This is a genomic window from Pedobacter sp. 05T44 (genome assembly GCF_056395985.1).
Genome location: NZ_JBFTKO010000003.1, coordinates 265,635 through 280,368, shown reverse-complemented (window position 1 = coordinate 280,368; position 14,734 = coordinate 265,635). Strand labels below are relative to the sequence as shown.

The following is a 14,734-nucleotide window of genomic DNA, read 5'->3' as shown; positions in this document are numbered from 1 at the left end:
ATTTTAGTTTGTTTTGATCTTTAAAGTATTTGTAATGAAGTTGTCAATAGCCCTCTGTACACTTTCAATATCTTTGGAAGTAATATGAGAGCCAAGAACATGACTTCCTCCGTTAGGGATGGCTACCTTGGCTTTTAAGCTGGCTGGTGTTCCTAATTCATCATACATTTTTAACATCGCATCGACCTTTACGACAGGATCCTGTTCCTGCTCATTTTTATAGTAGTATAAAAGTAATAGTGGTTGTTTAATCTTGTTAAAAGTTTCTTCGGTCATGCTTGTTTCAACCAGCTCTTCCAGTTGTACCACAGATTCCAGACGATACTGGGTATACCAGTACTTTTTATATTCTTCAGACTTGCCTTCTACTATTTTTTCTTTCCCGCCAATTACCAATCTCGACATTTCTAATCCCCATGGGTTATTGGCAAGAAAAGCAAGCTTATCGTTAATTGCCACATTAGGCGAAATTAGAATAACGCTATAAATATCCGGATAAGTGGCTGCAAGCTTTAATGCCAGTGTACCACCAGTAGAGGTGCCAACAAGAATCACTTTTTTACCTAATCTTTTTCCTATTTCAAGAGCTTGTTTGGCGCTTTCCCATAAACGATCGGCAGTTGAGTATTCCATTGCCGAAACGGTGTCTACACCATGATCTGCTAGTCGGGAGAGATAAAGATTTGCTTTTATTTTTTTAGCAAGATTTATATGAACGGGATTTCCTTCTTCTTTTGAAGCCGAGTAGCCATGTAAATAGACTACTGCATACTCCGTTTGCTGATGGACAGCATTATCAGCCCAAACAATTTCAGCTTCATTATTTGGTTTTATTTTATGTCGACTTTCTATACTTTTAACATAATCTTCGAGTTTATCAACTGGGGGAATTGCGGGGAGATTTGTTGAATAAAGTGGATGCTGAGGTTTTGGGCCTAACAGATAGACCACAATTGCCAGGGCTAGCAGAGAGGATAGTACTATTAATGTTATTTTCACCTTAAACTTTTTACTAAAAGTACGGTTTTAAAGGAATTTAATTTATGTTTGCACACACATTTTTTACCTGAATGCCTGGAATAGATCAGATAAAATTACCAATAGTAAAAGATATTGATGTCTTCGAAGAAAAATTCAAAGACTCGATGCATAGCGATGCTCCATTATTAGACCGTATTACCCATTATATTGTAAAAAGAAAGGGTAAGCAGATCCGTCCGATGTTCGTTTTTTTTGCTGCAAAACTTTGTGGTGGTATTATCGAATCTACTCATCGTGGGGCTGCATTAGTAGAGTTACTTCATACTGCCACACTGGTTCATGATGATGTAGTTGACAATGCTTATGAAAGAAGAGGGTTCTTTTCTATTAATGCATTATGGAAAAATAAAATAGCCGTATTAGTTGGCGATTATTTGCTGGCTAAGGGTTTATTGCTATCAGTAAATAATGGTGAGTTCCGATTGCTGCAAATAGTATCTGAGGCGGTAAAACAGATGAGTGAGGGTGAGTTGCTGCAGATTGAGAAGGTAAGGCGCATGGATATCAGTGAGGCGTTGTATTTTGATGTTATCAGACAGAAGACGGCATCTTTAATCGCTTCATGTTGCGCTTGTGGAGCAGCTTCTGCAGGTGCTGATGATGAGACCATAGAAAAGATGAGGCTATTTGGTGAGAAGGTTGGAATAGCTTTTCAGATTAAGGACGATACTTTTGATTTTGGAACTGATGATGTTGGAAAGCCGCTAGGAATAGACATCAAGGAAAAAAAGGTTACACTGCCTTTGATCTACGCTTTAAACCGGGCTGAAAAAGCTGAAAAGAAACGAATCGTTAGTCTTGTAAAGAACCATCAGGATGATCCTGTGAAAATTCAGGAGATTATCGATTTTGTAAATGCAAAAGACGGCGTACATTATGCCAATCAGAAAATGATGCAGTATCAGCAGGAAGCTTTCGATATTCTGCACAGCTTTGAGCCTGGCGAGGCACGGACCGGATTGGAGCAACTGGTAAGATACACTACCGAGCGTAAGAAATAATTTTCGTTTTTTTCTGTTATGATATTATCATAAACTATAAATATCCTTTATGAGAATTTCTCTCTTTTTACTTGTTTTTTGTGCCTTTATTAAAGTTCAGGCGCAGGATGATTTTGGATCCGCTTTCGATAAAATCAATAAAGAAGTTCAGAGTGGATCTAAAGCGTATATAAATTTAAAAAATGCCACTGAATCAATAGGGCACAGGTTAACAGGATCTGCTAACGGCGCGAAGGCCGAAGAGTACGCCTATAAATTGTTGAAATCTTATGGCTATGATGTAAAATTCCAAGGGTTTGAAGTAGAAAGCTGGAGCCGCTTAACCAATGAAACTAAAGTTGGTGATTCGGCAGACAGCCTAATTACAATAACATCGGTAACCCTTGCTCATTCCCCTGTAAAAGCAAATGTAAAGGCGGAGCTGGTTGATTTAGGCAACGGTCTTGAAGAAGATTATAAACAGGACTCGGGCAAAGTGAAGGGGAAAATAGCATTGGTATTTTTAGGTGTGCTTCCTGGGTCTCCCGAAGGTACTCCATCGCTTCATCGTTCAGAAAAAACGGCTATTGCTACAAAGTACGGCGCTGCTGGAATTATCATTATTAATGGCGTAAAAGGGGGTGTATTGCTTACCGGTACAGCCTCTGTAACGGGAAAATTAATTCCGATACCTGCTGTTTGCATTGGTTTTGAAAATGGGATGCGTATTAAGGAAAAACTAAAAAACCAGAAACAGTTTGCAAGCATAGATATGACCAATTTCTCTGGTATAATTAAAGCCAGAAATGTAATAGCTACTTTAAAAGGTACAGATACATTGGGAGAGAAAATTGTTGTTGGCGGTCACCTTGATAGTTGGGATTTGGCTACAGGCGCAATTGACAATGGTATAGGTTCTTTCGCGGTGATAGACATGGCCAGAACGTACAAAGCACTAAAGCTAGAAAATAAAAGAACAATTGAGTTCGTGCTGTTTATGGGAGAGGAACAAGGGTTGCTGGGCTCAAAAGCCTACGTTGAAGCTGCAAGGCATTTAAATACGCTTGATCAGGTAAAATTTATGTTGAATTACGACATGACCAATAATCCGAAAGGATTTGCCACCAGCAGAGTTGAGATGAAGGATCTATTTTCTTCGTGGGGCAGCCAGATTACTAAGATTGATACAGGATTTAAAAACTTATTTTATTCTGGAGCATGGTTACATAGTGATCATCAGCCTTTTATGCTACAGGGGATTCCTATTGGTGGAGGAACAGGAGGCGAGTTACCTAATAATTCGGGGCCTTTCTATCATTCGGATGGAGACGTTTTTAAGTTAGTTGATGAGCAGCAATTGAAAAATACGGTACGTTTTAGTGCTATGCTGGTGTATGGTCTTGCAAATACTCCTGCATTACCCGTTAAAAAACAAACTGACGATGAACTAAAAGGGTTCTTGAAACAGAATAATCTGGAAGTTCCACTAAAGATTGCCGGTGAATGGAGATGGTAGTAAGATAGCAGTTAAGAGTTTTTTACGAGAATAGCTTCAAGGGCGTTGGCGGCGTCATCACACTTATCCGTCGCCATTTCTAATGTCTGCAATAGCTCTTTCTGCTTGATGAGCTCTATTGGGTTGGATTCGGTTTTAAAGAGGCCTGCGACTGCAAGGTTGCATAGCTGATCTGCTTTACTTTCACCTTTGTATATCCTCAAACAAACATCTGATATAATGGTTTTATTCTTGAAGTTCCTTAGCTCTTTAAGGGCGCTATCGAGGTCTCTGCACATTTCTGTGAGCAGGTTGGCGAGCTTGATCATTGTTTTATCGAGCTGAAGAATATTGAACATTTCTATGCTAATGGCTGCGGCCCGGATATGGTCTGCAATATCATAAAGCGCACTAATCAGGGTATGAATATCTTCCCTACTGAATGGGGTGATCATGCTTTTGCTTAAACCTAGAAAAACGGCATGCCTTATTTTATTTCCGTTACGCTCCAGCTGTTCAATTTTTTTGATGTGCTTATTCCGCTGATCAAGATCATTGGTGCTAAGGGCGAGTAAAAGTGTTTCGGAAATACTGATCAGATTTTTGCCTGATTGCTCAAATAAGGGCTGGAATTTTTTGTCGGGCGGGATAAAGAATTTGAAAACGCTGTTCATATGGATGATGTATATAGTAAATGTACATCAGCTATATTAACCTATTGTGAACTTTAAATTAGGTGTTTTAAATTATTGATATTTTAATTCCCATACTCTCAATTGATTTTATGGTGTGCTCGGACACACCGCTGTCAGTAATGATATGATCTACTTCTTCGATGCCGCATATTCTGCCGAAGCCACGTTTGCCAAATTTGGTTGAATCGGCAAGGACAATTATTTTTTGAGATGAATCTATCATTTGTCGGTTTAAGTGAGCTTCAAAAGCGTTTGTTGTAGTTAGGCCAAACTCCAGGTCTATTCCATCAACACCTAAAAACAATTTGCTGCAAAATACATTTCCTAATACATTATCAGAATAAGGGCCTGTAACGGATGATGAGCTTTTTCTTAGTAATCCACCCAGCTGAATTACTTCTATGTTTGAATGATGAACAAGCTCAAGGGCAACATTTAATGCTGAGGTAATTACCGTTAATGAACCTTTTGGTTTAATGCATCTGGCTAGTGCAAGGACAGTAGTGCCAGATGCTATAATGATAGAATCGTTATCTTCTATGAGTTCGGCAGCGCGTGTTCCGATTCTGATTTTTTCTGCAGATTGAAGATGCTCTTTTTCATTTACAGGTTTATCTACTGTATACGGATTGTTTAAGGTTGCCCCTCCATGGGTTCTAAAAAGAAGACTTTTATCTTCAAGTAGTTTCAGATCCTTCCGTATTGTAACAGACGAAACATCGAGTTCTTTGCATAAGCTTTGAACATCGAGGGATCCGTTTATTTGAATCTTATTTAAAATATATTGGTGTCTTTCTGCAATGTTAATCATTAGAGCTAAAATATAAAGAGCTATTAATATAATGATATTTTTCAACTGTAAAGTTAGCTAAGCAATAGAAATAGTTGTCTGAATTTTTTAATTATTTTGTTTTCATTATAAAATAATTATGTTTAGTTTCGTTTTGTTGTTATTGTGTGTTTAAACGAAAGTTTATGAAATAATAGCGGCTTAAATAGAAAATAAACGAAATGATTTTTAATAGAGCAGCATTTATTGAACGCATTGATAGGAAAAGCGATTGGGATGTTATCATTATAGGTGGGGGCGCAACGGGATTGGGAACTGCTCTGGATGCAGCCTCCAGAGGATACAGTACTTTGCTTTTGGAACAGTCTGATTTTGCAAAGGGAACATCAAGCAGAAGCACGAAGTTAGTCCACGGCGGTGTGAGGTACTTGGCTCAAGGTGATATTGCCTTAGTTTACGAGGCCCTGCATGAACGCGGCCTGCTTTTAAAGAATGCTGCTCATTTGGTGAAAGATCAGGATTTTATTATACCATGTTATTCATGGATTTCTAAATACAAATATTTAGTTGGATTAAAATTTTATGACTTGCTTGCTGGTAAAAGTGGGTTTAAAAAATCATCATTTCTATCTGTTGATAAGGTTTTGCAGGCAATTCCTGGTTTAAAACGGGATGGGTTAATTGGAGGTATTGGTTACAGTGACGGTCAGTTTGATGATGCAAGGTTAGCTTTAAATTTGGCTCAGACTACTGCGGAGTATGGAGGTGTTCTCCTTAACTACATGAAGGTAACTGGTTTGGTGAAGGAAGGGGAATTGGTTAATGGCGTTTCGTTCACTGATCTTGAAAGCAGGAAATCTTATTCGTTAAAAGCTAAGGTGGTGGTGAATGCTACCGGTGTGTTTGTTGATGAGATTTTAAAGATGGATGTGCCTTCTGGTAATCCAATAGTGCGACCAAGTCAGGGTGCTCATGTGGTGCTCGACAAGTCGTTTCTGCAAGGCAGTAGCGCCTTAATGATTCCAAAGACATCAGACGGACGTGTGTTGTTTGCTGTTCCATGGCATGGGAAAGTGCTTGTAGGTACTACAGACACGCCATTGGATGAGCACAGTTTGGAGCCTAAACCACTGGACGAGGAAATTGATTTTATATTAAGTACGGCAGGTAAATATCTGAAAAAGGTACCATCTCGGTCTGATGTGCTGGCTGCATTTGCCGGATTACGTCCTTTAGCCGCTCCAGGCAAAAACACCAATAGTACAAAGGAAATATCCAGAAGCCATAAGCTTATAATCAGTAAATCGGGGCTCGTTACCATAACCGGGGGTAAATGGACTACTTATCGGAGAATGGCTATGGATGTGGTAAATAAGGCTATTGAGCTTGGTAAGCTGCCGGCGGCCAAATGTATTACTGAAGGCGTTAAGATTCACGGTTATCTTCCGGGAATTGATGAAGGTGCTTTAGGGATTTATGGCGCAGATGCGGAAGGGATAAGGACGCTGATGGTAGATGAACCAGAATTAAATGTTCCTGTATATAAGGGATACGATTACGTAAAAGCAGAAGTGATCTGGATGGTGAGGAATGAAATGGCACGCTCTATAGAGGATGTACTTTCTCGTAGAATGCGGCTGTTGTTTCTTGATGCAAAAGGCGCGTTACTGCTTGCCCCAGAGGTGGCCAGCTTGATGGCTAAAGAATTAGGAAGAGATACGCAATGGGTGGAAACTCAGATCCTAGAGTTCAAAAATCTGGTGAAACAATATTTATTGAGTGAGATTGAATCTTAATATGTAAAGTGGGCTCTGGCTTAATGAATACTTAACAGAGGCTTAATTGCTTTATTAATAAATTTGCTGAGGTCCTTAACATTTTAAAATAGATAAAATGAAGAATATAATTTGTATGAGCTCTTTAGCATTACTGTGCTTGCTTGGATGTAAAACCATCAAAAATAACAGCTCTGACAAAATTTCTGAATTTCCCGCATTTAGCACTGAAGCACATAGAGGTGGCAGAGGCTTAATGCCTGAGAATACAATTATTGCAATGCATAATGCTATAGATATTGGGGTTACAACCTTAGAAATGGATACGCATATAACTAAAGATGGTGAAGTTGTGGTAACTCACGACGATTATTTAAGCCCAGGGTTTATGCTAACTCCTGAAGGTAAGGAAATACCTTCGGCAGATTCGAAAAAGTATGTTGTATATCAAATGGATTATGATTTGATTAAAGTATTTGATTTGGGGACCAAGCCGCATACAGGTTTCCCTGAACAAAAAAAGATCAAATCTTATATCCCTCGGTTAGCAGATTTGGTTGATTCTGTTCAACAGTATTCAAAGGGGAAAAAACAAATGTTCTATAACATTGAAACCAAATGCAGTCCTGCGGGTGATAACATCTCAAACCCTGAACCCGAGAAATTTGTAAAGTTATTAATGGACGTGATAGAGAATAAGGGAATATCTAGCTATGTAGTTATTCAATCTTTTGATAAGAGAACTCTGCAGATTTTGCATCAAAAATATCCAAAGATAAAAACCTCTTACCTGATAGCAAATAAGAAAACTTTTGAGGAAAATATTGCAGAACTTGGATTTAATCCATTTATCCTAAGCCCTGAATATAGATTAGTTGATAAAGATCTTGTACAGAAATGTCATGCTGCAAATATCAAGGTGATTCCCTGGACTGCTAACACTAAAGAGGATATTGCCAAACTAAAACTTTTAAATGTTGATGGGATCATTTCTGACTATCCAAATTTGCTTTAGTAGCACATTCAAAATAAATTCCCTATTTGGATGGCACTGTGAGTAGTGATTATTTAACATTAGGCTAACATTACATCTTTAATTTTGTTTGCAAAATGAAGAACCAGGGATGTATCTAAAACTTACAGATGAAGAATTGACCGATCTTTTGAGAAAAAATGATTCGGTAGCCCTTGAAACTCTTTTTAATAGGTATTATAAACCATTATGTCATTTTTGTGCTGTCTATACTAAAGATTATGAAGCAGCAGAAGAGATCATTGCCGACTTGTTCATTAAAATTTGGGACGGACGAAGTGATAGCTCTATCCTGAACATTAAAAATTATCTTTTTACTTCAGCAAGGAACCTCTCTATAAACTATAATCAGAAGAAAAAGGATCCGGTTGATTCCATTGAAGATATTTCTTTTCAAAATCACATTTTTGAGGACACCCACACGCCTTTTCGAATACTGTCTGGCACGGAGTCGGTAAGCAAGATACTACGTTTGATTGATAAACTGCCTGAAAGACAAAGGGAGATCTTGCTAATGAGCAGGATTGATCAGGTTGATAAAAGGAAAATTTCAGAGGTATTGGGTATTTCTATAAGAACGGTAGAAACCACTCTATATCAATCAATAAAAGAATTAAGAAGAATGCTAAAGGATTCTACTAACCTTACTTCCCGGGGTTAATCATTTATTAACATAACTTTAATATACTTCGCTACGTAACTGTGCGCTTAAAATCTGTCTTTCATTTTAGAGACAGGTATAATGGAAGACAATAGCTATCAGTTAATAATTGCATATTTTGAAAAAACAATCAGTGATGAGGAGCTAACCGAATTGCATGAGTGGCTTGAACTGCATCCAAATCATCAGGAGCAGTTCAGGGAAACCATGCAAATATTAGAAGCTTCAAAATCTTACTTTAAAAAAGCTGATGAGATAGAGCCAACTAGTTGGAAGCTCATCAGTATCCATATTCAAAAGGAAGAAAAAGGTAACATTGTTAATGTTGGCCGAAAAATACATTGGTTAGCTTACGCTGCATCGATATTAATTGTCGGTTCCATGTCTTTATGGTGGTATAAACACACTTCTTATAAAGAAAGTACTGCAGTAGAGTATACTGAGATTATCAATCCTGAAGGTCAGCAGTCTAAGATTCTTTTACCAGATAGTTCGGTGATTTATCTCGCAGGGGGGAGTAAAATAAAATATAGAAAGAATTTTAATGGCAACAAGCGATCGGTTTCATTGGACGGAGAGGCATTTTTTGATGTAAAGCACCGCAGAAGGCCCTTTGTTATACAAAGTGGTGAGATTTCAACAGTTGTACTAGGAACTTCTTTTAATATAAAGGCATTTGCTTCTGATCATAAAGTGACGGTAACAGTAAATAGTGGGAAAGTGGGCGTGATGAATACCATTGAGGGAAAGAGTCATTTAGTTAGATACCTGACCCCTAATGAACAGATTGAAATCAACACAATAACCGGGCTTTATGCTTTTGACGCCACAGAAGCTACAGACGTAAGTTCATGGATCAAAAATCACTTTGTTTTTTATGGTGTACCCATACATGAAGTTATGTCATCGTTGGAGCATCGTTACGGTGTTAGGATTGAGTTTATTGATTCTGGTATTGGAAATACCAGGGTAACTGCGAAGTTTAAAAACATGCCTTTGAATAATGTTATGGACGAGTTAATGGTATTATCTGGCCTAACTTATACTAAGAAAAACGGGAACATTTATATATATCGTGCTAATCAAAAAGGAGGAAAAACTATGAATTAGATCTACCTGAAGTATAGTAAAGATAGCCCGGAATTGCTGGTAACAATTCCAGGCATTCAAGTCAAAATTTAAACTCAAGAATAAATAAGTATAAACAAAGTAAATATATGAAAAAGTTATGGTTGTTGACCATACTGGTGCTTTTACAATTTTCGTTCAGCATATTTAAAGCCCAGGCGCAAACAAATATAGATAGGACTATCTTCTTCGAAGCCCAAGGAATTACACTAAAAGATGCTTTCTTGCAAGTGGAGAAATTAAGTGGATTATCTATAAACTACAGCAATACGCAATTAAATGATCAGCGTATTGTGAGGATCAATAAAGCAAATCGTTCTGTAAAAGAAACTTTAAACGTTCTTCTAAATGGTACATCCTTTACTTTCAAACAATCCAGTGCCAGTAATATACTTATCATACCTAAGCCTCAAACTAATGGAAAGCTAACAGGTAAGGTGGTTGATGAATCAGGCGCTGCACTTCCGGGAGCTGTTATACGAATAGTAGGCGGGGTAGTAGGACAGACAGAAGATGATGGTAAATATGCCCTAAACGTTGCTCCGGGTATTTATTCAGTTGAAATAAGCTTTATTTCTTATGAAAAATTTATTGCACAGAGCGTTGCGATTAAAGCGAATTCCCTAACTACTTTAAACGCAACATTAAAGCCATCTTCAAATGATTTGTCGGAAGTTGTAGTTACTGCTTTAGGAATCAAAAGAGAAGAGAAATCTTTAGGTTATGCAGTTACTAAGATTGACAGTAATCAATTGACTGATGCTGTTTCTTCAAACTGGAGTGATGCTTTGTCGGGTAAAGTTGCTGGATTAAACCTGGTACGGTCAAACGGAGGTCCGGCGGGTTCCAATAAAATTATTCTTCGTGGCGAAAATAATCTTACAGGAGATAACGAGGCCCTAATTGTACTTGATGGGGTTGTAATTAATAATAGTGGGGGCAGGCGAACAGCAAACGCATCTGACGCTGTTTATGGGACAGGAAGCGATAACATGCCAGCGGATTATGGAAGTAGTGTAAATGACATTAACCCTGAAGACATAGAGAGTGTAACGGTATTAAAAGGCCCGGGCGCAGCAGCCTTGTATGGTCAGCGGGGTGCAAATGGTGCCATCATTATTACCACAAAATCTGGAAATAGTAAGAAAAAAAGACTAGGGATTAAATTTACCTCTAACGGTTCGGTAGAATCGCCAAATCGTTGGCCTGATCTGCAATACGAATATGGGCAGGGACTTGATGGTGCAGCTCATTATTCTTATGGAGCGAGCTCTGATGGTGCAAGCACCAGTGGTACAAGCTCTGCATATGGACCGCGTTTTGATGGCCAGATGTTCTATCAATATGATCCGGTTACTCAAACACAAGGATTAATAAGAACACCATGGGTTCCATACAAAAATCAGATACGTGATTTTTTCCAGACAGGTACCAATTTAACCAATTCATTGACGCTGGATGGTGCTTATAAAAATACTGCAGCCCGGTTATCTATTACTAATCAGAATAATACTTGGATTGTTCCTGAAACTGGCATGGAGCGAACTTCAGTAGCCTTGTCTTTGAATTCAAAAATTACATCTAAATTAAATATATCTGCCAAGGTCAATTACAACAATAGGTTTAGTGATAATTTGCCAGGTAATGGTTATGGGAACCAATCTTTAATGTATTGGTTCATTTTCTGGCAGCCAAGCGCGGACCTGAACTGGTTAAAGAACTACTGGGTTAATGGCAGCGAAAATAAGTTAATTGAATATCCATTCAGCAGTTTTCCTGAAAATCCTTATGCGATATCGCATGAATTCATCAACAGAAGTGGTCGTAATGGTTTAACTGGAAACGTGCAGGCGAGTTATCAATTTACGAATGAATTAAGCCTTCAGTTGCGTACAACAATGGACTTGGCATCGGAGCGTCGTGCTCAGGAACGTCCATATGATGCGGGAAGCAGGCTTCCAACTGGATCGTATCGTGAGCAGAAGATCTATGGTCAGGAAACCAATATAGATTTTTTACTGAAGTACGATAAAAATATCAGTAAGGATGTGAAAATGATTGCAACTGTAGGTGGGAGCCAGTTAAGAAATAAATATAACAAAACAGATCTTAGAGCTGATGGACTTAAGATACCTGGTGAATATACCCTTGAAAATAACTTGTATCCCTTGGTTTCAATCCCAGATACCAGCAGGTATAGAATTAACAGCTTTTACGGAGTATTGTCTACAAGCTATAAGAACTATCTTTACCTGGATATCACTGGTCGTAAGGATTGGAGCAGTGTACTTGCCACACCAAACAGGACAGATAATGTTGGCTTTTTCTATCCTTCAGCTAGCTTAAGCTTCTCTTTATCTGATTACTTTAAATTGCCTAAAGCTGTGAGTCTGGCGAAGTTAAGAGCGTCGGTTTCGCAAGTGGGTAGCGGAGGTACTACACCTTACCGAACTTCATATACCTACTCGCTGGCATCAAACGGAACATATCCTGATAGCGCCCTTGTAAATCCATCAACATTACCCAATCCGAATTTGAAACCGTTAAAAACCACAACTTATGAGTTCGGAACAGATTTGCGGTTTTTTGGTGACCGTTTGGGATTAGATGTGGCATATTATGCAGGCAATACTAAAAATCAGATCCTAACCCGTACAGTAGACCGTTCTTCGGGATACAATACTGCTATTATCAACGCCGGACAAATCAATAATTCGGGTATTGAGGTGGCACTTAATGCTATTCCAATAAAACACCGGAGTGGATTTATGTGGAGTACCTATATGACTTTTGCTGCGAATAGGAATAAAATTGTTTCCTTGCCTGACAGTTCTATTATTCTAAGGACCGGCCCGATTGCCGGGGGACAGATTGTAGCAAAGGTTGGTGGAAGTATGGGTGACCTTTACGGAAGAGGATACGTGCGTTCGCCAGATGGGCAGATCGTATATGACCCGGTAACAGGTAATGCAAAGATTACTTCTGATGTAGTTTATATTGGAAATACGACACCTAAATTTAAATTTAGTTTTGGTAATAATTTTAATTACAAAAGATTTAGTTTAAATGTGCTATTTGATGCACAGGTAGGTGCAGTAGGGCATTCTTTGCTAAACTATAAAATGGTGGAGCAAGGCAAATTAGCCAGTACTCTTCCTGGTAGGTATAGTGGTATTATTGGTAAAGGAGTAATTCAGAATCCTGATGGGACTTATCGGCCAAATGATGTAATTGCTTATGATATTGATGATTATTATCGTTCGCACATGGGGTCAGAGAATGCAGAGGGTAGCACTTTCAGTACAGATTTTATTAAATTCAGAGAAGCCAGCCTTAACTACTCATTTCATCCGAAATGGTTAGTAAATACAGGATTATCCTCGGTAACATTGGGTATTTATGGTCGTAACCTATTTATTTGGTCGCCATGGCCGATGTTTGATCCGGAGTTTGGTACCCTTAGCGGATCAGATATTGTGACGGGTTTTGAGATTGGGCAATTTCCATCAACCAGAACTTTTGGATTTAATTTAGTTGTTGGAATTTAATTATTAAAAAATGAAAAATATCATATATAAAGTTTTTGGAGGTTTGTTGTTGTTATCGACTATTACCCTTTCGTCATGCGATAAAGACTTTGAAGGGATAAATACAGATCCTATTAACATTATCAATACTATACCTGAAAAGCTTCTTGCACCGTCACTTGTGAATACTTTGAGCGCAAACATGATACGCAATCGTAATTTTAATAACGAGTTAATGCAGGTGACTGTGAGCATAAGTGATGGGGATGCTACCGTAATGCGGTATGAATTTGGACGTACCTGGTCTGACTACCTATGGAATAGCTGGTACATACAGATAAACAACTTTAAAGACATATACAATCTGGCAGGCGAACCTGAGAATTTAAATCCATCATATCAGGGTATCTCACTTATTTGTCAGGTATGGGTATTTTCAATGCTTACAGATACTTATGGCGATGTACCTTATGCACAAGCAGGAGAAGGAAGAAATGGTATTGTTGAACCTGCTTTTGATAAGCAAAAGGATATTTACCTAGATCTGTTTAAGAAACTTGAGGAGGCTAACATTTTGCTTGCTAAAAACACTTCAATTGAAAATTTAAGTGATCCGGTATATAACGGAAACATAGACAAATGGCGCAAGTTTGGAAATTCACTATATCTAAGACTTTTGCTCCGTGTTTCGGGAAAAGCTGATGTTGCGCCTACTAGTATAGCTAAGATAAAGGAGATTGTAGATACTAACGCAGCTAAATACCCAATTATGAGTAATAATAACGAGTCTGCGGTATTAAAATGGACAGGAGAAGCGGGAGTAGGTGCTTATGTAAACCCTTATGTAAACGGCATTAGGGTTCAAGATTTCAGAACCCCTGCTATGTGCAGCTTCTTTATTAACAGGCTTCGTGATTGGCAGGATCCACGTGTTGATATTTCTACGTATGGTGATAACAGTGTTTGCCGTTTGGGTATTAACCCTACAGGGTCTGGTATGTCGGGTGTACCAAGTGGTTATTCTATAGGTGCCGGGGCTGTTAAACGCTCGTATTTTTACTCGAGCGATCAAGAAGTAGGCGGTAAGGCTGCAGGGGCAAGGTCGTTGCAACAATCGCCATTAGCGGGAATAATAATGAACTATGCTGAATTGCAATTTATCTTATCAGAAGCGGCATTGAAAGGATGGGTCAGCGGATCTGCGGAGACCTATTATAATAAAGGAATAGCTAATGCAATTAATTATTGGGTACCTACATTCGTCGCAGATCCATCGACAGCTGTTTTTAAAAAATATGTAACTGAGGCGGATATAGACTGGAATGCCGGCCTATCGGAAGATGAAAAAATGGAGCAGATCCATATCCAAAAATATTATGCTTTGTTTTTGGTAGATATGCAACAATGGTTTGAATATCGTCGTACAGGTCATCCGGTATTACCTAAAGGACCAGGATTGAAAAATGGAGGTGTAATGCCAGCCAGAATGACTTATCCGGTGTATGTGCAATCGGCTAATCCAACCAATTATCAGGCTGCCGTGGCTGCACAAGGACAAGACGAAATATTTACTAATGTATGGTGGCAAAAACCATAGACCAGCTAAAAA

11 protein-coding genes are annotated in these 14,734 nt (G+C 38.5%); 8 read left to right on the top strand and 3 right to left on the bottom strand.

What is annotated here, in order from left to right; genetic code table 11:
- Window positions 1–3: 3 nt before the first annotated feature.
- Window positions 4–999, bottom strand: a complete 996-nt coding sequence (locus tag AC1DDK_RS08095; protein ID WP_288882024.1) for an alpha/beta hydrolase — start codon at window positions 997–999, stop codon at window positions 4–6.
- A gap of 71 nt (window positions 1,000–1,070) precedes the next feature.
- On the opposite strand from AC1DDK_RS08095, the gene AC1DDK_RS08090 reads away from it, so the two are divergent.
- Both AC1DDK_RS08090 and AC1DDK_RS08085 read left to right on the top strand, forming a co-directional pair.
- Window positions 1,071–2,042, top strand: a complete 972-nt coding sequence (locus tag AC1DDK_RS08090; protein WP_337717228.1) for a polyprenyl synthetase family protein — start codon at window positions 1,071–1,073, stop codon at window positions 2,040–2,042.
- 49 nt (window positions 2,043–2,091) lie between these two features.
- The gene (locus AC1DDK_RS08085) at window positions 2,092–3,537 is read left to right on the top strand and encodes a M28 family peptidase (protein WP_172661554.1); all 1,446 of its coding nucleotides are present in this window, start codon (window positions 2,092–2,094) and stop codon (window positions 3,535–3,537) included.
- Between the two features lie 11 nt (window positions 3,538–3,548).
- Here the strand turns inward: AC1DDK_RS08085 and AC1DDK_RS08080 are convergent, their stop codons facing one another.
- Window positions 3,549–4,190: a DUF47 domain-containing protein gene (locus tag AC1DDK_RS08080; RefSeq protein ID WP_172661553.1), complete on the bottom strand. Its 642-nt coding sequence runs from the start codon at window positions 4,188–4,190 to the stop codon at window positions 3,549–3,551.
- 67 nt (window positions 4,191–4,257) lie between these two features.
- Window positions 4,258–5,022, bottom strand: a complete 765-nt coding sequence (locus AC1DDK_RS08075; protein ID WP_172661552.1) for a DeoR/GlpR family DNA-binding transcription regulator — start codon at window positions 5,020–5,022, stop codon at window positions 4,258–4,260.
- A gap of 200 nt (window positions 5,023–5,222) precedes the next feature.
- Here AC1DDK_RS08075 and AC1DDK_RS08070 point away from each other — a divergent pair, with 200 nt between their 5' ends.
- The 6 genes from AC1DDK_RS08070 to AC1DDK_RS08045 all read left to right on the top strand — a co-directional run bounded on the left by AC1DDK_RS08070 (window position 5,223) and on the right by AC1DDK_RS08045 (window position 14,722).
- Window positions 5,223–6,797, top strand: a complete 1,575-nt coding sequence (locus AC1DDK_RS08070) for a glycerol-3-phosphate dehydrogenase/oxidase (RefSeq protein ID WP_288882026.1) — start codon at window positions 5,223–5,225, stop codon at window positions 6,795–6,797.
- Window positions 6,798–6,894: 97 nt separating this feature from the next.
- The gene (locus tag AC1DDK_RS08065; protein ID WP_172661550.1) at window positions 6,895–7,791 is read left to right on the top strand and encodes a glycerophosphodiester phosphodiesterase family protein; all 897 of its coding nucleotides are present in this window, start codon (window positions 6,895–6,897) and stop codon (window positions 7,789–7,791) included.
- 109 nt (window positions 7,792–7,900) lie between these two features.
- Window positions 7,901–8,470 (top strand): RNA polymerase sigma factor, encoded by a 570-nt coding sequence (locus AC1DDK_RS08060; protein ID WP_172661549.1) that lies wholly within the window; start codon window positions 7,901–7,903, stop codon window positions 8,468–8,470.
- An 81-nt stretch (window positions 8,471–8,551) separates the two neighbouring features.
- Window positions 8,552–9,580: a FecR family protein gene (locus AC1DDK_RS08055; RefSeq protein WP_337717226.1), complete on the top strand. Its 1,029-nt coding sequence runs from the start codon at window positions 8,552–8,554 to the stop codon at window positions 9,578–9,580.
- 107 nt (window positions 9,581–9,687) lie between these two features.
- Complete coding sequence (locus AC1DDK_RS08050; RefSeq protein ID WP_337717224.1) at window positions 9,688–13,146, top strand: SusC/RagA family TonB-linked outer membrane protein; 3,459 nt, start codon at window positions 9,688–9,690, stop codon at window positions 13,144–13,146.
- A gap of 10 nt (window positions 13,147–13,156) precedes the next feature.
- Window positions 13,157–14,722, top strand: coding sequence for a SusD/RagB family nutrient-binding outer membrane lipoprotein (locus AC1DDK_RS08045; RefSeq protein WP_288882033.1), 1,566 nt, complete (start codon window positions 13,157–13,159; stop codon window positions 14,720–14,722).
- Window positions 14,723–14,734 lie beyond the last annotated feature (12 nt).

Coding starts and splice junctions, on each gene's coding strand:
- AC1DDK_RS08085 (WP_172661554.1), top strand. CDS start 2,092: ATGAGAATTTCTCTCTTTTTACTTGTTTTTTGTGCCTTTATTAAAGTT.
- AC1DDK_RS08090 (WP_337717228.1), top strand. CDS start 1,071: ATGCCTGGAATAGATCAGATAAAATTACCAATAGTAAAAGATATTGAT.
- AC1DDK_RS08065 (WP_172661550.1), top strand. CDS start 6,895: ATGAAGAATATAATTTGTATGAGCTCTTTAGCATTACTGTGCTTGCTT.
- AC1DDK_RS08075 (WP_172661552.1), bottom strand. CDS start 5,022: ATGATTAACATTGCAGAAAGACACCAATATATTTTAAATAAGATTCAA.
- AC1DDK_RS08080 (WP_172661553.1), bottom strand. CDS start 4,190: ATGAACAGCGTTTTCAAATTCTTTATCCCGCCCGACAAAAAATTCCAG.
- AC1DDK_RS08070 (WP_288882026.1), top strand. CDS start 5,223: ATGATTTTTAATAGAGCAGCATTTATTGAACGCATTGATAGGAAAAGC.
- AC1DDK_RS08060 (WP_172661549.1), top strand. CDS start 7,901: ATGTATCTAAAACTTACAGATGAAGAATTGACCGATCTTTTGAGAAAA.
- AC1DDK_RS08055 (WP_337717226.1), top strand. CDS start 8,552: ATGGAAGACAATAGCTATCAGTTAATAATTGCATATTTTGAAAAAACA.
- AC1DDK_RS08050 (WP_337717224.1), top strand. CDS start 9,688: ATGAAAAAGTTATGGTTGTTGACCATACTGGTGCTTTTACAATTTTCG.
- AC1DDK_RS08045 (WP_288882033.1), top strand. CDS start 13,157: ATGAAAAATATCATATATAAAGTTTTTGGAGGTTTGTTGTTGTTATCG.